At 33.6% G+C, this 18,272-nt stretch carries 14 protein-coding genes; 1 reads left to right on the forward strand and 13 read right to left on the reverse strand.

The genetic code is table 11. The features are described from left to right. Position 1: 1 nt before the first annotated feature. From BTO05_RS07260 to cyoE, 7 genes are all read right to left on the reverse strand, one after another. Complete coding sequence (locus BTO05_RS07260) at positions 2–547, reverse strand: DUF420 domain-containing protein (protein ID WP_087492021.1); 546 nt, start codon at positions 545–547, stop codon at positions 2–4. 15 nt (positions 548–562) lie between these two features. Next, entirely contained in the window at positions 563–1,330 is a 768-nt protein-coding gene (locus BTO05_RS07265; protein ID WP_087492022.1) for an SCO family protein, read from the reverse strand. Positions 1,331–1,333: 3 nt separating this feature from the next. Continuing rightward, on the reverse strand, positions 1,334–2,041 hold the full coding sequence (locus BTO05_RS07270) for a hypothetical protein (RefSeq protein WP_087492023.1): 708 nt from the start codon (positions 2,039–2,041) through the stop codon (positions 1,334–1,336). Positions 2,042–2,107: 66 nt separating this feature from the next. Next, positions 2,108–2,554: a cytochrome C oxidase subunit IV family protein gene (locus BTO05_RS07275; RefSeq protein WP_087492024.1), complete on the reverse strand. Its 447-nt coding sequence runs from the start codon at positions 2,552–2,554 to the stop codon at positions 2,108–2,110. 19 nt (positions 2,555–2,573) lie between these two features. Further along, positions 2,574–3,575: a cytochrome c oxidase subunit 3 gene (locus BTO05_RS07280; RefSeq protein ID WP_087492025.1), complete on the reverse strand. Its 1,002-nt coding sequence runs from the start codon at positions 3,573–3,575 to the stop codon at positions 2,574–2,576. 36 nt (positions 3,576–3,611) lie between these two features. After that, a complete protein-coding gene (locus BTO05_RS07285) occupies positions 3,612–4,202 on the reverse strand; it encodes a heme-copper oxidase subunit III (RefSeq protein WP_087492026.1) in 591 nt (196 codons plus the stop codon). A gap of 1 nt (position 4,203) precedes the next feature. After that, the gene (cyoE, locus tag BTO05_RS07290; RefSeq protein ID WP_087493307.1) at positions 4,204–5,067 is read right to left on the reverse strand and encodes a heme o synthase; all 864 of its coding nucleotides are present in this window, start codon (positions 5,065–5,067) and stop codon (positions 4,204–4,206) included. 182 nt (positions 5,068–5,249) lie between these two features. Here cyoE and BTO05_RS07295 point away from each other — a divergent pair, with 182 nt between their 5' ends. After that, the gene (locus tag BTO05_RS07295; RefSeq protein ID WP_087492027.1) at positions 5,250–6,128 is read left to right on the forward strand and encodes an MBL fold metallo-hydrolase; all 879 of its coding nucleotides are present in this window, start codon (positions 5,250–5,252) and stop codon (positions 6,126–6,128) included. A gap of 121 nt (positions 6,129–6,249) precedes the next feature. Here BTO05_RS07295 and BTO05_RS07300 read toward each other — a convergent pair whose 3' ends face one another. The 6 genes from BTO05_RS07300 to sprA all read right to left on the reverse strand — a co-directional run bounded on the left by BTO05_RS07300 (position 6,250) and on the right by sprA (position 18,267). Next, positions 6,250–8,364, reverse strand: coding sequence for an energy transducer TonB (locus BTO05_RS07300; RefSeq protein WP_087492028.1), 2,115 nt, complete (start codon positions 8,362–8,364; stop codon positions 6,250–6,252). A gap of 113 nt (positions 8,365–8,477) precedes the next feature. After that, complete coding sequence (locus BTO05_RS07305) at positions 8,478–9,263, reverse strand: energy transducer TonB (RefSeq protein WP_087492029.1); 786 nt, start codon at positions 9,261–9,263, stop codon at positions 8,478–8,480. A gap of 115 nt (positions 9,264–9,378) precedes the next feature. Then, entirely contained in the window at positions 9,379–10,104 is a 726-nt protein-coding gene (locus BTO05_RS07310; protein ID WP_087492030.1) for an energy transducer TonB, read from the reverse strand. Between the two features lie 59 nt (positions 10,105–10,163). Continuing rightward, positions 10,164–10,562, reverse strand: a complete 399-nt coding sequence (locus tag BTO05_RS07315; RefSeq protein ID WP_198295209.1) for a VanZ family protein — start codon at positions 10,560–10,562, stop codon at positions 10,164–10,166. Continuing rightward, the gene (gcvH, locus tag BTO05_RS07320; protein WP_087492032.1) at positions 10,534–10,914 is read right to left on the reverse strand and encodes a glycine cleavage system protein GcvH; all 381 of its coding nucleotides are present in this window, start codon (positions 10,912–10,914) and stop codon (positions 10,534–10,536) included. Before gcvH ends, BTO05_RS07315 begins: the two co-directional genes overlap by 29 nt. 60 nt (positions 10,915–10,974) lie before the next feature. Next, a complete protein-coding gene (gene sprA, locus BTO05_RS07325; protein WP_087492033.1) occupies positions 10,975–18,267 on the reverse strand; it encodes a cell surface protein SprA in 7,293 nt (2,430 codons plus the stop codon). Positions 18,268–18,272: the final 5 nt, after the last annotated feature.

Here is an 18,272-nt window from a genome sequence, read left to right on the forward strand (position 1 = left end):
ATTATATGTAATATGGAGATATCATTAAGTAAACAATAACACCAGTTACCGCCACATAAAGCCATAACGGAAACGTAATTTTTGCTATTTTTTTATGACGCTCAATGTTATTAGTAATAGCCCTAACATATGTTATTAAGACAAACGGAATAATGATTATAGACAGTAAAATGTGTGTCAATAATATAAAATAATAGATGTACTTAATAACACCTTCTCCACCAAACTTAGTACTATCGCTAGTCATATGGTATGCGACATACATAACCAGAAAAGCAACAGACAATGATATCGCTAGCTTCATTAAATTTTCGTGACGTTTACGATTTCCTTTTTTTATAGAAACAACTGCAAGTATCAACACCAAAGCTGTTAGTCCGTTTATAGTTGCATAGATTGGTGGCAAAAACGATAGCGGTGCTACTTCAATCCCAAAATCTTGAAGTTTTACTCTTGAAAGAATGGCTACTACAATCGGAATAACAATTGCTAAAACCACAATCCATTTGTTATATTTTTTTTCGTTTTGAGTCTTTAATTCTGTCATTTCAAATGTCTTAAACTATTCTTTTAAAAGCTTTGCTATATCTTCTTTAAGGATACTTATTTCTTGTGGTATGCCTTCATCATCAACACCTTCTTCTTCTGAAACAATTCCGTTATAATAAATTAAGGGGTTATTAGGTGATTTCATCCGAGAGCGAATATAACCTTCCTTATCTATCAAAGCGAAATTGCCCGAATGCTCAAACCCTGCTGCATCTTCACCTTTTGCGGTATACAGATAGAAACCTTCATTAGCTAATTTATAAATAGTGTCTTCATCTCCTGTCATTAAATGCCAATTTGGATTGGTTATCACATATTTTTCTGCATAAGCTTTTAAAACCTCAGGTGTATCTGTCTCTGGCATTATCGTAAATGATGCCACTCCAAAATTACTTTGATAGTCTGCAAAGTGATTTTGTATTTGTACCAAATTACTATTCATTCTTGGGCAAATTGTTGGACATGTTGTAAAGAAAAACTCTACTAAATACACTTTACCTAAATAATCGTCATTAGTAATTGTGTTTCCGTTTTGGTCTGTGAAACTAAACGCGGGTACTTTTCTATTACCTCCATCTATGCTAGGTATATAAACCAAGTCTGATTGGTTTTTCTTTTTGGGCGTTTCAATCTGTTGGGTTGTTACATCCACACTTCTATTGTCTTCTCTAGTAATATCATTTGAAGAGACTCTATCTATTATTCGAGGAATAAAAATAATTCCGAAGACTAGTATGATAAATGCAATACCTATATATGAATAATTGGTCTTTTTTGCCATAAGTTATTTTTTTAAATCGTCTGCTCTTCGTTTTGTTGAGTTGAATTTTCCTTTTCTTTTTTGACGATATTCTGTAAACAGTATACGAACATCTTCGCTCATCATATTTTTTAACTCTGAAACATTTATACAGTTATATGCGCTAAGCGTAGTTATAGGTTTTTTTTCTTCTATTTGTTTTTCACTTCTTGTGTCTAATCTACCTCGTTGACTCAAATCTTTATCGACAATAAATACATCATCTGTAGATAGATTATCTTTTAAAGGATTTTCAATTCTTAGACTGTTGTAAAGTGACTTAATTTCTGCTTCTGAACCATAGATATAATGCCAAAAACGTAAATCCTCGTACTTTGCTATTTCTCTATGCAGTGTATTAATTTCTGTTTCTGAACCTTTAGGCACAACTAATACCAATTGAAATTTTTTAAATCCTTTAAACTTGTCATAGACCAGCTCCTTTAAATTGGAAACCATTGTAATATTAGATAATGGATTTTCTCCCAAAAAACCTAAAACTGTAATATGATTGGTTAAAACTATTTCTGATTCATAATCTGATGAAAACTCAACAATTTCATTTACATTTTCATTTACAATATCGAGTGGCGTATAGTTATGTTTTGCCGGGTATAGCATTAATAAAAATGCAACTGGCAAAAAGAATAAAACACTAAGAACGATGTTACGTTTAAGGTTGTTGTTTTTCATATTACAAAAATAAAAAAGGTGGTTTAGAAAAACCACCTTTTAATATCATATTAACTCATTACGAGTTTAAAAATCACGTTTGATTAATGCATCTTCGCTATTATAAACTTCAAACACATAACCACCTTCTTGTAAAAGGATAAATATTAAGTAACAGATTAAGAAAACACCTGTCCAAACTACCATACGACGTAAACTAGATTTCTCATCACGCATGTGCATAAAATCCCACGTAATGTAGTATGCTTTTACTATTGTTAATACAATGAAGATTAAGTTTAAAGGCTTCATGTATATAATAGGTGATAATATAATGTTATATAACGTTGCGAAGAAACCACCTTCCATTGGGTCTAGCCAGGTATGCATCAAAGCTTCTGGCTTATAGATACCTAATACTACTTCTATTAAAGTTACTAAAGTTAAAAACGCTAATACACCCCAAATTTTTTGAGTGTTAGACTTAAATTTCCAAAGTCCTCTGAATATTTCTAATTTATGTGCGTGTGCCATTTTATGCTTTATATAAAAATTAAACTAGGTAGAAGAATGTAAATACAAATACCCAAACTAAATCTACAAAGTGCCAGTATAATCCAACTTTTTCAACCATTTCGTAACTTCCTCTTCTTTCGTATGTACCTAAGATAACATTGAAGAAAATAATAATATTAATTACAACACCCGAGAATACGTGAAACCCGTGAAATCCTGTTATAAAGAAAAAGAAATCTGCAAATAGAGATGTACCATACTCATTAACAACGAGATTAGCACCTTTGACTACCAATTGTCCATTTTCTTTAATTTGTTTTAGAGATTCTTCTCTAGACAATACTGTTTTTTCGCCTTCCTCATTAATAATCTGACTACGAACCAAAATGTTTGGATTAGCCTCTAATCCTTTATAAATTTCATTAACTGAATAATCTGGAAGTGGTGCTTCATCTACAAACCACAAGCCGTTTTTACGCTCATGCTCTGCTCTTTCAGTAGCCATAGTAACAGCAAAATCATCAATAGATATACGTTTAAATTTGTCTTCGCCATCAACAATTACATTTTCTCCAAACTGAAGAATGTTTCCTCCTTTAGTCTGAACCGCTCCGTAATCTCCTTGAATAAATGTTGCCCATTCCCATGCTTGAGAACCAACAAAAATAGCACCTCCAATAATAGTAAGGAACATATAAATTGTTACTTTGGCTTTATTCATATGATGGCCTGCATCTACCGCTAGCACCATTGTCACAGAAGACATTATTAGGATAAATGTCATGAATGCCACGTATATCATCGGTAATTCTTGACCATGCAAAAATGGCACGTGAGTAAATACCTCATCGGCGATTGGCCATTCTTTTATAAACTTAAATCTTGAAAATCCGTATGCTGCCAAAAATCCAGAGAATGTTAAGGCATCAGAGACGATGAAAAACCACATCATCAATTTTCCGTAACTCGCGCCTAGTGGTTTATTTCCACCGCCCCAAGTTTTTCCTTCTGTACCAGTATTTGCTACTGTAGTATCCATAAAACGTATTTAATATTTAAGATTTGACAAAAATAATCAAATTATGTATCTAAAAAAATATAAAAACAAAAAGAGACACACCCAAAGTATATCAATAAAATGCCAAAAATGTGCCGCCAACTCTAGACCTAACATATTATCGGAAGCATATTTCTTATTTAGATTATTTATAATTACAACGACTATGCTAATAAGCCCTGCAATAACATGCAAAATATGTACAACTGCTATGACATAAATAAACGAAACAGTAACGTTACTAGTTGCTCCTGTAAAGTATAATCCTCTTTCAACAAATTCAGAAAATCCCGAAAATTGATTGTATATAAAAAATACGCCCAAAATGAATGTAATTACCAACCAAACTGAGGTTTGGCTAATATTATTTTGCTTCAATGAGCGCTTAGCCAAAATCATAGTAATGCTACTTACAACTATAACGATGACCGATGTTAAAAATGCCTGTGGCAATTCAAAATCATTAAGCCAATCTTCACGTTTACGACTTACAATAAAAGCACTTGTTAACCCAGCAAACGTCATTATTAATGAACCAATACCAAACCAAAGCATCATCTTTTTTGACCGTGCTTCTTTCTCTTTTAATGTTCCTTCTGTTAAATCCATATTAGCTTAAAAATTTATCAGCTACAAATACAATTTGTAATAATGTTATGTAAAAAACGCTGGACAGCATCAGTTGTTTTGCAGCTTTTGGTGTTCTTATTTTAAAAAGTTGAAACGCATAATATACCATAACCATTCCTAGCAAGAATACAATAACAGCACCAACGATAGACAATTTTAGTTCTCCAGTAAATCCAAAAACAGGAATAATTGAAGCAATTACAGTCCAAATCGTATACATAATTATTTGCGCTGCAGTGCCTTTATCTGGTTTTCCTGTAGGTAGCATAAAAAAGCCTCCTTTTTTATAATCTTCATGCAAAAACCAGCCAATAGCCCAGAAATGTGGAAATTGCCAAAAAAACTGAATGGCAAATAAAGTTCCTGGTTCAATGCCAAAACCATTTCTTGCAGCAACCCAACCTAGCATAAACGGAATTGCACCCGGAATTGCACCAACAAAAACGGCAATTGGTGTTTTTGTTTTTAATGGTGTATAGATACACGTATAAATAAATATCGAAATCGCCCCATACATTGCTGTTTTGGGATTGATAATATAAAGTGTTGCAATACCTGCTAATGTGAATGAAACAGCAATAATAAAGGCCGAATTTACAGACATACGTCCCGCAGGTATCGGTCTATTTTTAGTGCGATCCATTAAAGCATCTAGGTCTTTTTCAATAATTTGATTGTAAGCATTTGATGCGCCAACCATGAAATAACCTCCAAAGCACAACAATAATAAGGTTGTAAAACTTATAGTTTCTGCACCCAGAAAATAACCTGCAATCGAAGAAAAAACTACACTAATGGATAATCCCATTTTGGTAATTTCCTTAAAATCTGTCCATACAGACATAACAGAAACCGTAGATTTTATAGTGCTCAATGCTTAGAATATTTGCGATTGCAAAGATAACTAGTAAATTGGTTTTGAACAACGTAAAAGCATAGTTATTAACTAAACTTAAACGTTTTGTGTAAGAATGTTTAATTTTAAGCGACTCATTATCCTTTAAACACAACAATAACAATCAACACATGAAACAATTATTAGCATTATTATTAATATTTACGACTTCAATTGGCTTTGCGCAATCTAGGTTTGATAGTGTAGAAATAAAATCTGAAAAACTATCAGATAATGTTTATGTACTTTTTGGTGCTGGAGGAAATATTGGAGTTTCTGTTGGTGAAGATGGTGTTTTTGTTATCGATGACCAATTTGCACCATTATCTGAAAAGATTTTAGCTGAAATTAAAAAATTAAGTGACAAACCATTAAAGTTTTTGGTGAATACACATTGGCATGGCGATCATACTGGCGGAAACCTAAATATGACAAAAGCTGGCGCAACTATTATTGCTCATGATAATGTAAAAGTACGGTTACTTAAGCCTAAACGCGATGGCAGTAATAATCCAAAAGAAGCCTTGCCAGTAATTACATTTAATGACAAATTAAGTATAACTATAAATGATGAACCTGTTGCCGTTTTTCATGTTGCAAATGCGCACACAGATGGCGATGCATTATTATATTTCACTGGGAGTAATGTGTTGCATACTGGAGACACCTACTTTAAAGGACGCTATCCTTTTATAGATTTAAATTCTGGTGGAAGTGTTAAAGGATATATCGAAGCTGCAAAACGTGGCTTGATGGTTATTGACGAAAACACAAAAATTATTCCTGGTCATGGAACGGTTTCTAATAAAGAAGAATACCAAGATTTTCTAAAAATGCTTGAAACTCTAGAAACAAATATTAGTAAAGCTATTGCTGATGGTAAAACAGAAGATGAAGTAAAAGCAGATACTTATTTAACTAAGACTTACGATGACTTAGGCTACGGTAGTGGCTTTATTAATAGTGAACGCATAAGAACTACTTTTTATAAGAGTTTGAAAGACCAATAAATCCTGAATGTCATTCTGAATTCAATGAAGAATCTCACTCAAGGCTATAAGATTTCTCCTCGCTCACTTCGGCAAGCTCGGTGAGTCGAATACTTCGCGCTGTCGAGATAACAAATGTTTTCTAAAAATCATTATACCAATTGAACAAATCTGTACGGATGCCTAAATTAAACCAAGTGGTATTGGTACGGCTGGTTGTATTCGTTATTACTGTTGGGTCAAAATTACGGTAGTTGATATTTGCAAAAAGTCTAAGATTACTCACTGGGTTAATTATATAACCTGCCATTAACTCACCATGAAAAACAGACGTTTTATTGCCTTGGCCAATCTCAATACCTGTATCCGAAGGTCTATCATTTTCGTTTCCAAAAAGGTTTCCACCATAATACGCATTGTCTACACCATCATTGAAGCTAAACCCTCGTTGACCAAAAATTAATTTTGCATCTGCAAACCAACGCTTGTAATTATAGCGACCTATTAACACCAGTTCTCTAAAGTTTGCGCCCCATAAATGTGCGAGTGGTTGATTGTTATGCGTGTAATTTAAAACCACTGTATTATGCGAGTAAGTATATGGACGTACTTGGTTATATTCCGCCTGTAACAATAAGCCATCAATCCCAAAAGCATCAAAATATTTAGCACCAAGCTGAAAGCCAAATTTATTTTTCCAGCTTTTGTCTCCTCCAGTGACATCTGAAATTGAGAATTCATCTACCAAAAATTGTCCGTAGAGATTAACCTTATTATTCCATTTATATTTTGCCGAAAGACCCAAAATAGCATTACCAGCATCTTGTCCAGAATTAAATTCTGCCGCTCTTAAAAAGATAACTGGGTTGAGATAACTTGCCTCAAATCCACGGTCATTTTGGTTAGACCAGACCACAGATTCGAAAAAACCTAAGTTTAGGCGTTTAGAAACGTTCCAACTTAAATAGTGGTTAGCTACATATTTAGTTAAAAAAGACCCATCAGGAAGCACCACTTGGTCACGTACATCTTTGTTCCACATCCAAGTACTCGTGTATTTTATTTTCCAAAATTTTAAATTTGTTTTTAAAAATGTTGATGGACTCGCTACATCACTTTGAAATAATGAACGGTAGCCATCTCCTATAAAGTTGTTACCATACCCAAACTGAACATTTAAAAACTTAGCTGGCGTATAAGATAAATAGGCCTCAGCTACTGGATAATCATAACCATCTTCCTTAAAACGTTTTCCTATACCACGACCAGGTATTATAGCTGGATCTGGACCAAAGGCTTTTAAACTCTCAGCATATTCGTTAAAATATTGTGCAAATCGTCCTTGACTTTCGTAAAAAGAGGTTGTAAAATTAAATTTCTTACCAAGTCCAGCTTGTATAAAAATACCACGTGTATTATTGTAAGTTGAGCCACCTTCAGAATCGTCACCAACTTGTAAATCAAAAATTGGGTCAATAGTAAACCAGTAATTTTTACTTTGAACTTGCACTAAATGCTCGTCCCACAATTTACGTCCACCCCAAGTTTGGGCGTTTTTTGCTAAGCTTTCTTTTTCTGCTTTAAAATCATAATATGGAGAAACATCGTCATACAAAAATGGTTTTGCTGCTGTATGTGCATTGGTACCTATTGCATTCATGTTTCTATCGAAACGCGCATAGTAAGTATGGGTAAACGGAATATTTAACTGACTACTATATTCGGCTTTATCGTAAGGTTTTAGTGAATTATTAATACTATCTATTTCGTTTGACACAACTGCATTTAGGTCTTTATCCTTAACCTCCTTTTTCTTTTCTTTTGTAACCTCATCTTTTAAATCCATTTCTGATGGACTTAATAAAGGAATATTAATCTTAGTAGAATATTGTACGTATGTTGGCTTACCATCATACATTGCGGGCGAGACTTTAGGCAGTGTATTAAAAACACGTTGTGTTTCAGTTTTTAGTTCTTCATATGCCGCATCTACAAAAATGATTTGAAATTGGCCTTCTTTATCCACTTCGAATAAAAGTTTGACTTCACCTTTATAATTTTCAGTTTTTAAATTTTCAGGGATTTTAAATTTTTCAAAAATGAAACTGTGTAACTGAAACCGAAAACACTCTTTTAAATCTTCAAAAGGTTTTGTTTCACATCCTGGGAAAACTGGTGATTTTTGGTAATTGATTTCGGTTTGAGAAAACCCTTTAAAACTGAATAAAAAAACAACTAAAACGAATATATATTTCATAGGTGTGATGCCGTAATTTACAATCGAAAGATACTATTTTTTTAATGGGACATAAAAAACAAAAACCGCTATTTTTCAATAACGGTTTACTGCTCGATTTATGATGGATGAAATTAATTTTCTACTTTAAACGTAATTGGTAAAGTGTACAAAACATTAACAGGTGTTGTTCCCATTTTACCTGGTTCCATTTTCGGGATTTTGTTTGCCACCTTTAAAGCTTCTTTTTCTAGTTTTGGATGTGGTGCTCTTGTTTGAATATCTGTAATGTTTCCTGCTTTATCTACTTTAAAGTTTACGTAGATTCGTTGTACTCCTGATAGACCATATTCGCTTGCTATACCTGAATTAAATTTACGCTTAACGAGTCGATTCATTTTTTCGTTAAGACATTTCTTGCGTTCTGAATTTAACTCATACTTTTCGCATCCTGGAAAGATTGGTACGAACTCGACATTTATGATATTAAAATCTTCAATTGGTTCTTCAATAGTTGTTAAAGCATCAGGATTAACAAGTTTGTCTGTAGTCAAAGGTTCATCTGGAGTAAGTATTTTTTCTTCAGCTTTATCGAAATCATTCTTTTCTTCGGTAAAAGTGTCTTTGAGTTCTTTACTAGGTGCTTTACTGATTTCCTTTTTAACTTCTGGTTTGTACTCTTTGACATCGACCATAGCAACTTCAATAACCTGATCTGTTGGCTTATCGTACTCGACTACAATTGTTTTACTCTCAAACTCCATTTCAAAAAGGGCAAATGTCCCTAGTAAACACAGGATTAACCCAATTTGAAAATAAAGTGTAGAGTTTTTTTGTAAATTAACCTCGTGCTTTTGAGATTTTCTCACTTCAATACCGCTCTGACCAGCGCTATTGATGTTTTGACTTTGTTTTTTCATAATATATGATAATTAAAATGTTAATATTATGTCAAAGTCACAAATAGCATACCAAAACAAAAATCCCGTCCAATTAATTTTGAACGGGATTTTTAATATTTAGAAATATGTTTCTTTAGTCTTGTACTTGGAAAAGTATTGGTAAAGAATAAGGTACAGTTACAGCCTTACCTCTTTGCTTACCTGGTTGCATTTTTGGTAACAACCCAATAACACGTTTTGCTTCTTTTTCTAATCCTGGATGTGGTGCTCTTGCTCCAACATTTACAATTCTACCAGTCTTATCAATTTTAAAGAATACACTAATACGTTGTCTACCTGATAAACCTAAATCACTTGCTAAATCAGTATTAAATTTTTTGTTTACAAATTTTGCAACTTTTTCAGACATACATTTTTTCTTAGCAGCGTTTCCTTTTTTTCTTTCACATCCAGGAAAAACAGGCACGTTTTCAATTACTGCAAATGGTACTTCAATATCCTCTTCTACCTCTTCTACTTCTACTTCCTCAACTTCAACGATTTCTGCATCTTGTTCAGTTTCTGTAGATTCGATTACAGTTTCTTCTACTTCTTCTTCATCCTCTACTACCTCAATTTCTACTGGAGCAACTGGCGGCGGTGGTGGCGGTGGTGGTGGTGTAACAATCTGTTCTGTGATTGGTACTTCCTCTTCTAGCTCATCGTCTAGATTAAGACCATCTAAAGCAATATCACTTTTATCATAACTCTTGTAGTTAATAGCTAAATTTGTAACTAATAACATTAATACTAAACCAACAGCGAAGAAAAGTGAGCTGTTACGACTGACGTCTGATTTTGGATTCTTTTTAGGTTCCATAATTTTTTGAATTGTAAGTTGCTAATTTAATTAAATATTCCTTAAAAAAACAAAGGATATTAAGATTTTAACTTAAGTTTTCTAACGTAATAAACCACAACAATTGTACCAACTAATACACCGATACAATTAGCAACCAAATCTAAGATGTCGTAATTACGCAATGGATTGATTGCTTCTTGAACTAATTCAAGAATAATTCCGAAGATGAGTGTCGCAATAAAACTATAAAGAATTGCATTTTTTGTATTGAATAATAAGGCGTAATAACCCCATAAAACTGAAAGCCCGAGATAGGCTACAAAATGTAAAATCTTATCCTGAAATTTGATATTTGTTTCTGGAAGAACTGCGTCTGCATCTCCCAAACTAAAATACAATAAAACTATTGTATAAGTAAGAGCAACAAAAAGACAGACTTTTCTGTTCTTAAGCACCAATAAGGGCTTTGTAATCATCCGCAGACATTAAACCATCTAATTGACTTTCATCAGAAAATTTAAGCTTAATCATCCAACCAGCACCATAAGGGTCTGAATTAACCAGTTCTGGTTCGTCCTCTAAGGTCTCGTTAAATTCTGTTATTTCACCACTTAGAGGTAAAAACAAGTCTGAAACTGTTTTGACAGCTTCAACCGTACCAAAAACTTCTTCTATATCTAATGTTTCGTCAAGAGTTTCGACTTCTACGTAAACGATATCTCCAAGTTCGCCTTGTGCAAAATCAGTAATACCAACTGTTGCTGTATCACCTTCAACTTTAACCCACTCGTGGTCTTTTGTATATTTTAACTCTGCTGGAATGTTCATGGTACTATTTTAGTTTTATTAGCTCAACAAATGTAATTTTTTAAACAATGATTTTCAAAATTAATTTCCGAAATTATATCTTAATGTAAAGCCTGATCTAATTGATGTTTGTGGAAATGATGTCGAAATCGCAAAATCTGAGAACGAATAATCAAAGAAGAAAATACCTGTTAGGTTTCTATTTAGCGCATACTCTGCATTAAGTTTCGCTCCCCAAATCGTCTGTCCTGCTGTAATTTGATTGTTTTCTAAATCTAAGTATCTAATAATAGTAAGGTTATCTCTAACGTTAGCATCTAGGGATAAGTTAAGGTCACTGTTAACATTACCTCCTCGGTTTCCTCCTAGTTTCTTGAAAAGTCTTACGTTTTTAATTCTATAACCTAATCCTAAAGTATACTCCTTACTTTGTTCTTCAGTCATTAGATTATTATCAAAACTCAATAATAGCAAACGACTTGTTCTAACCTCTGCAGTGACTTGTAAAGAGTTTTTCATTGTTGCCTCGATACGAATTAATGGACTAAATGATTCTTCAAGATTAATACTACTAAATAAAGTCTCGTTTTTAAAGTTTCCGCCTTGGTCTATTTCGCTAGGATTCTGAGGGTCAAAATCTAAATTTGTTCTAAACTGGTTAATACTGTAAGTCGAACGATAACCGTGTTGTAAAGAAAAACGTTTAAAGTTTTTTCTAAACCACGGCAACTTCATTAATCCTGTATATTTTAATTGCCAGTTAGGAATTGGTACATCTCTAAAAGCACCTAGACTTACTTTCTCTGGGTTTGACCCTTGATATGCCGATAAAAATGCTGGTAACAACACCTTTTGGTTATTCTTACCAAAACCTACAGGAAAACCTTCGGCATCTGTTGGAAAAGTTGAGTTACCATAGAAATCCCTAGCAAGCCTGTTTGCGACAACTAATCTGTTGGCTCTAAAAGCATCAAAAGCTGCAGAGTTGTCAGCATCACTTTTACCGAATGCCGTACCTATTAATGTCGTTGAGATATTAAAGTTTCCAAATGAATTTGGAGTCAATGGATTATAATCTAGTTCACCATCTCCATCTATATCTTCTACTATAAAGTTTTCAGCAAAATTTTCTTGATAATTTCTAGAACCGATTAAATCAATTTTCAAGTCTTTTAAAGGTTCCAAATTAGCTGTATAATCTAATCGTTTATCAGTGTTTGTAGTGTACTGCTGGTTAAACTCTGGAAAAAGTGTTAACCAACCATTACGCGCTACGGTTTGTCTAATATCTCTTTGGCTACCAAATGTAAAGCCTAATGTTGGCTTTACGGTACCTAAAAATCCTGGTGTATTAATATAGCCTGGTAAATAGGTACCATTATTTTCAGTATAATTAATTCCAACACGTTTTACCATTGTTATAATGTCTAAAAAGGCATTACCGATCTTTTTTCCAGTGCTTTTCTTTTTAGGTGAATTTTGGGCATTATTTGATCGACTACCATCCGGATTTCTTCTTGATGATGTGTTACGTCTCGTATTGCTTGCTTTTTTAATACCAAGTTCTTTGTACAACGATTCCATATTTAATGTTGTATTAAGAGTATGCGTATTAGAATTCTGAATTGAATTACCTAAGTTGAAATTTGTAAAAGTTCCATTCGGATTCTCGAACGGAAAATCTAAATTTAAATCAGAACCTTTTTGCCATCTAAAATCACTATTGTATGTATATGTCGATTGTAAGAAACTAAGAATAGGAATCTTGTTTAGTGGCAACTCATAGTTTACTAATATCTGTTGATTTTGAATATTGGGGTCACCTACATCAAAGAGACCATCCCAAATATCTAGTTCAGGATCTTGTCTCCCATTAATACGATCATCTATAAAATAGTTTCGTACAATATTGTTATTACTTGCTGTAAAATTAACACTCAAAGCATCTGTTAGATTATAATTTACAGCGTACTGAAAATCGAAAGTATAGTTACGTCTAAAAACTTCTTCTATACCAATATTGTTTCCTGCAAGTGCAACTTCTCTGAATTTTTGACTATTAAAATCTCTATTAATATCTGTATTGATTGAAAAGTTAGTAGGTAATAGATTTACATTAAAATCTTTTAAAATTTTCCAATATCTACCAGTAAAAAGAGAATCGTTCTTCTTGAAAGGCTCAATCTTCTTTGGATTAAAAGCGTAATTATAGTTAACACCTGCTCTAATATTTTGCTGAAGCGCTCTTTCAATTTCAAAATCTCGGCTTTCAATTTTATTATTAGAATAATTAAATGTTAAGTTTTCGACATCATAAAAACGCTTAGGTTTTTCGGTATTGGTGCGCTGCTTTTTTACACCTATAAAGTTTATACTACGACGTTTGGTGTACGTTTCCGACTGACGCTCTATTTGTTCGGCTTCTTCGGCAGTTGCAGCAGCCTCGACACGAGACTCTAATGTTAAATCATTATAAAATGCATCAAACTGTGGTGTAATTAACTCTTCACTATGTGTATAACTCAATGGTAAATTAATACCCCATTTGTTTGGTAATAATTGTCCTAACTTAACATTTGTTACTACATCAAATCCAATAACATCTTCACGACTTCTTTCGTTAGGGTTTTGCTCTAATCCACCGAAACCTATTGTACTTCTCTTTCCTGAAGCACTTACTGTTGCAAAATCTGCAAAGTTAGTATCCATTGACATTACAGCAGCCCAACCACCTTCATTTTCTAAATCAGACATACGAAGCTCATTAAACCAAACCTCTCCACAAACAGGTGTTCTGTTTAGTCCAGAGTGTTTAAGACCTACCATTAAAACTCTTACATTACCAAAATTAGGATTACCTTTTATAGCAACACGCTTATTTGCAATTCCTCCAGCTGGAAATTCTGCTACGGGTGCCGCACTTAATTGGTTATCAATAACGTCGTAATATGTTGGGTCTTGATTTGCTAATGTTTGCGCAGAAATACCTCTAGACTTTATTTCTTGAAGTAATTCTAAAGGAATATTAATTTCATTCTCTTCTGGCCAGATACGTCGTTCTAAAGATGTAGCTCCATTTGCAATTAAATCACTATTGATTAATGGAATTTCTACCTGATAAAAGTTGTCTGTAAAATCATTACCCAATCTAATAAACGCCACTAATTCGCCATCATCTAAGGCTTGATTTTCCTGGCCTTGGGCATGCAAGAACATACGTAATTTCTTGTATTGACGCATATCCAAGCTAATATTTTTAAATACACCTCTAGAGTCTGTGTCTTCTAAATCACAAGCTTCTAAAACCAAAGACTGCTCATTCTGGCGAATAACATTATTGTTATTATTTAATTCTTCACGTCTTACACCTGGTGGAATAACGTAATTTCCATCATTTTGTTGAATACCAATAATGGCCACATTAAATTCTGCGTTAGCACTATTGTTTAAGGTATTATTATCCAGATCTTGGGTAAAACGTCTCCAATCACTACGTACTAAATCTAAAGTCGCAAAACGCATTACCGTATTTTCTGTGAAATCAGTCAAATACAAACGTGCAAAACGTACAGAACGAATATCTGTAATACCGCCAACAGCTCTTGTTGGTTCTGAGATTGGTAATCTAAATTGATACCAAGTAACATCTCTTGTTGTTCCATTTGGTAAGGTTACAGGAGCTACCTTGACATCATTAATCTGTGGATTATTAGCATTTAATGTTGCTGGTGTAACATCTACTTCGTACTCGAAATAGCTGTTAATGGTATTCATGGTATTATCTCTGTTAATATCCTCAACATCGGGTTGTGTTGTATTACCTCTATTAGTTTGAGAAAATTCATCAGGTGTATTCCCTTCAAAACCATTATAATTTCTGTAACGTTCAAAAATATCACCATCTGTATTTAAGAAATATGTATAGTTATCCAAAGATGGATCAGGTCCAAAATCTAAAGCAGTGCCAGTTTGCTGAGACATAAAAGCAACAATATCTTGTTCCTCGACATCGTCATAACCATCATACCCAACATCTTGATTAACACGCTGCTCTCCTGTTGTCCCAAATGTATAAATCAGTGATTGATTTTGCGGAACTGCATATGGTGTTTGTAAGTTTATATTCTGTAAGAAATCAATATTTCCATCTTCTGGTAAACCATTTTCAAATTGTTTTTTACCATCTTTAAGGACATCTTCAGAAATATTACCAAGGTTAATTGTTAACTTTCCACCTTGACCTGTTGGATTATCTAAAAAGGGATCTTGTACCCAAAATTCTATGTATTCTACATTAGCTTGTTCAAAATCTGTGGATGTAATTTGTCTTGTAATACCTGCCCAACTATCATTAGGGTTAAGTGCTTGATTATTTGCTGCCGAAGGATCAAAATTATAAGGTCCACGATCTGTTGGATAATATACTAAATCTAACGTATTTACAACTGCCTGTTGTCCTTGGACTAAATCAATCTCAGGAAAAATTTCTCTAATAAAAACACGTCTTGTATACAAATCAGAAACATCCTCGTCTGTAATTCCGCTAGGGCGTTGAGTACCGTAAAAGATAGGGTCTATTGTGTACCAGTTTAAAAGTGCACGGTCAAAACCATTTTGAATTCCTAAAGCATCTTCATTTCCTTGAGAGTATACACGACCAAGATTTAAAGGTCTACTTGATAAATTCCACGCGAAAGGTGATAGTAAATCTATATTACCTTGTGTACCCTCAAAATCATCAATATATGCTGTAGCTTCTCCATCAAAATCAGTTCCTTTTGGTGCACCAGGTGCTAGATATGCAAACTCACCTCTGACTGAAAAGTTAGAAACTACATCAGTATCTATATTTGGTAACTTATTAACTAAACGTGTGAAAAATGGTACTTCGGTGGCGAAATTACCGTTTATACCAAAAATGGTATTATTGATTGGCTCGGAGTCAAAATTTGCTTTTTGTGTTATAGGACGTTCATTTAAGTTTAAAAGTGTTCCTCCTAACAAGAAATTCTCATTAAACTGATGCTCTACATTAATACCTGTAAAACGTCTTGTTTGTTGTCCGAATAATGCATTGTTTTCTACATCTACGCTGATTGGTGTATTTGATGCCTTAAGTGATTCATCTAGAATTTCCACACGACCTGCTGCGTAATTCACTGTATAATCAACACCTTCGACTAATAATTGTCCATTTGCAGTAACTCTTACAGAACCTCGAGCAGCATTAAAAGGAATTGGTATTCCACCATTTCCTCCACTACTTTTGAATCTTCCTTTTATTTGAAACTTATTCTTTTCTGAGTCGTCTAAAGCTTGTGTTTTAGTTGATTTATAAAGTAAATCATATACGTACTTTTCTTGATTTGGATTATACGTCGCATCATTATTATAATCTTCGGTCAAATCATTTGGGTCTGATAAAACATCGAACAAATACTCTCCAAAAGGCTGTACTTTTGTAAAGATGATTTTACCGTTTTGGACTAGTACAGTTTGACCATTTACAAAATCAAAAAAACCATCTCCGCCTTCTTGTGGGTCACCGTTAAAATTTAACCTATCTAAATGAAATAATCGAATAAGTGGGGTTTCTTCAATCTCAGTATCATCTGCAGTTACATTTGTATTGTTATCATATAATTGCGGAAAAGGAACTGTAACTCCATTGACTTCAGTCGGTGTAATATAATTTAAAGGTGAAGCTTCAGTATAAAATATATTTAATCTAAAGTCCTCTTGTGATAATTGAAAAGCACCGGTGTCGTAGATGTTTTTCATCATTAAATTCCAGATAGGTTCTTCGACTGCTGTTACTGCACTCTTTAGCATTTTAAGAACTAAGCTTTGATTATTTACAACTTGGTTTCCATTACCAGGATTTACAGTAACGTCAGTAGCATTTACACCATCATTTGCAAATTCACCTACTTGAAATACTTGTCCTCCAACAGTATATTGAAACGCAACAGCTAAAACTTCGTCATTTAACAAACGTTGATTCAAAGAAATGTATCCTAACTGAGTGTTTAACTGGTAATCTTGTCCTTGGATAAGTTTACGTGCACTTTCTAAAATACCATAATCAAAACCTTCGTTTACTGGGATATTGATACCACTTTGCACATTCGTAATATCTCTTACATTATCATTAAGTTCGGAATCAGGTCCACCGATATTAGTAGGGTCAAAATTATTGTTTGGGTTATCAGGAAACCCTTGTGGATTATTACCGGTTGAATTAAAATTAGTAAAACCTGGCGGCGGATTATCTAATCCAATGTCTTCAATTCTTACCTCACCCAAATCCTGCAGAGCAACAATATTACGTACATTCTGAGTTTGATTATTTCTGTTAGTTACCCAAACTTCAATACGAGTTACTTGTACTTGTGTGCTCAAATAAGGATACGTAAGCATAGCCCTATCATAATTCTGCTCAAAATATTGTGCCAAAAAGAAGTGACGGTTCTCATCGTAGTCTCTGGCAAAGAATTCAAATTCTTCCAATGTTCCACCGCCTTGAGCGGTTACTGAACGAGATTCTGATTGTTGTTCAGAGAACACAGCTGTAACTCTAGTTTTTCCAAACTGTAATTCCGTCTTAACCCCAAATAAACTTTGCGCACCAGTAATTAAAGTACTATTAAGTGGCATGTTGACATTACCAACCTCTATCTTTTGAATAATATCATCTTCCGTTGGGGTATATTCTAGCTTTACTAAATTCTGGAAATCAAAAGTTCGTTCTGTATCATATTGTGCATTAACCTGAAGTCTAGTACCGACTGTACCTGTTAAACTCATGCTTATACGCTGATCAAAATCGAATGTGAAATTACTTCGGTTGCGAGGTGTAAATGTTGGATTGTCCTGTTGTGAAAATAAAATTCCTAAATCGACATCTACAGAACCTTGAGGTATTACAGAAATCTTATCACCTCCAAAAATAGTTTCAAAAAATTCTGAATCGACATAAAAATCTGGAAGTAGATTTTTCTGTGCGTCTTCACTGCCTTCTTTTTGTCCAGAAGCAGCGTCTATTTTTTCTTTGTAATACGCATTAAGCTTTTCTCGTTGTACTAATTTCTGAAATTGTGCAGGAGTTAAAATCAAAGGATAATTTACATCGAATTCTCCGATTTTCTCGTTATAAACATACCTGTTTAAAAGCGGATCGTATGTATACTTAGATTGAATACTACCAATTTTTGGTAACTTAATGTCTCCAAATGTAAATGTAGTTTTTGTAGAATCTTGTGCAGCAGAGTTAGTTTGCGCTACAGAAATACCAAAACATAAAAAGCCTATGAGTAATAGGCCATATTTTAATTTGACTAAACTGAAGGAATTATTAGCGTTGGTTGTATTCAAAAGGG

The organism is Winogradskyella sp. PC-19, assembly GCF_002163855.1.
Taxonomy (GTDB): domain Bacteria; phylum Bacteroidota; class Bacteroidia; order Flavobacteriales; family Flavobacteriaceae; genus Winogradskyella.

Bases quoted from the DNA above. Each gene is read 5' to 3' on its own strand.
- BTO05_RS07260 (WP_087492021.1), bottom strand. From the start codon at position 547: ATGACAGAATTAAAGACTCAAAACGAAAAAAAATATAACAAATGGATT.
- BTO05_RS07265 (WP_087492022.1), bottom strand. From the start codon at position 1,330: ATGGCAAAAAAGACCAATTATTCATATATAGGTATTGCATTTATCATA.
- BTO05_RS07270 (WP_087492023.1), bottom strand. From the start codon at position 2,041: ATGAAAAACAACAACCTTAAACGTAACATCGTTCTTAGTGTTTTATTC.
- BTO05_RS07275 (WP_087492024.1), bottom strand. From the start codon at position 2,554: ATGGCACACGCACATAAATTAGAAATATTCAGAGGACTTTGGAAATTT.
- BTO05_RS07280 (WP_087492025.1), bottom strand. From the start codon at position 3,575: ATGGATACTACAGTAGCAAATACTGGTACAGAAGGAAAAACTTGGGGC.
- BTO05_RS07285 (WP_087492026.1), bottom strand. From the start codon at position 4,202: ATGGATTTAACAGAAGGAACATTAAAAGAGAAAGAAGCACGGTCAAAA.
- cyoE (WP_087493307.1), bottom strand. From the start codon at position 5,067: ATGTCTGTATGGACAGATTTTAAGGAAATTACCAAAATGGGATTATCC.
- BTO05_RS07295 (WP_087492027.1), top strand. From the start codon at position 5,250: ATGAAACAATTATTAGCATTATTATTAATATTTACGACTTCAATTGGC.
- BTO05_RS07300 (WP_087492028.1), bottom strand. From the start codon at position 8,364: ATGAAATATATATTCGTTTTAGTTGTTTTTTTATTCAGTTTTAAAGGG.
- BTO05_RS07305 (WP_087492029.1), bottom strand. From the start codon at position 9,263: ATGAAAAAACAAAGTCAAAACATCAATAGCGCTGGTCAGAGCGGTATT.
- BTO05_RS07310 (WP_087492030.1), bottom strand. From the start codon at position 10,104: ATGGAACCTAAAAAGAATCCAAAATCAGACGTCAGTCGTAACAGCTCA.
- BTO05_RS07315 (WP_198295209.1), bottom strand. From the start codon at position 10,562: ATGATTACAAAGCCCTTATTGGTGCTTAAGAACAGAAAAGTCTGTCTT.
- gcvH (WP_087492032.1), bottom strand. From the start codon at position 10,914: ATGAACATTCCAGCAGAGTTAAAATATACAAAAGACCACGAGTGGGTT.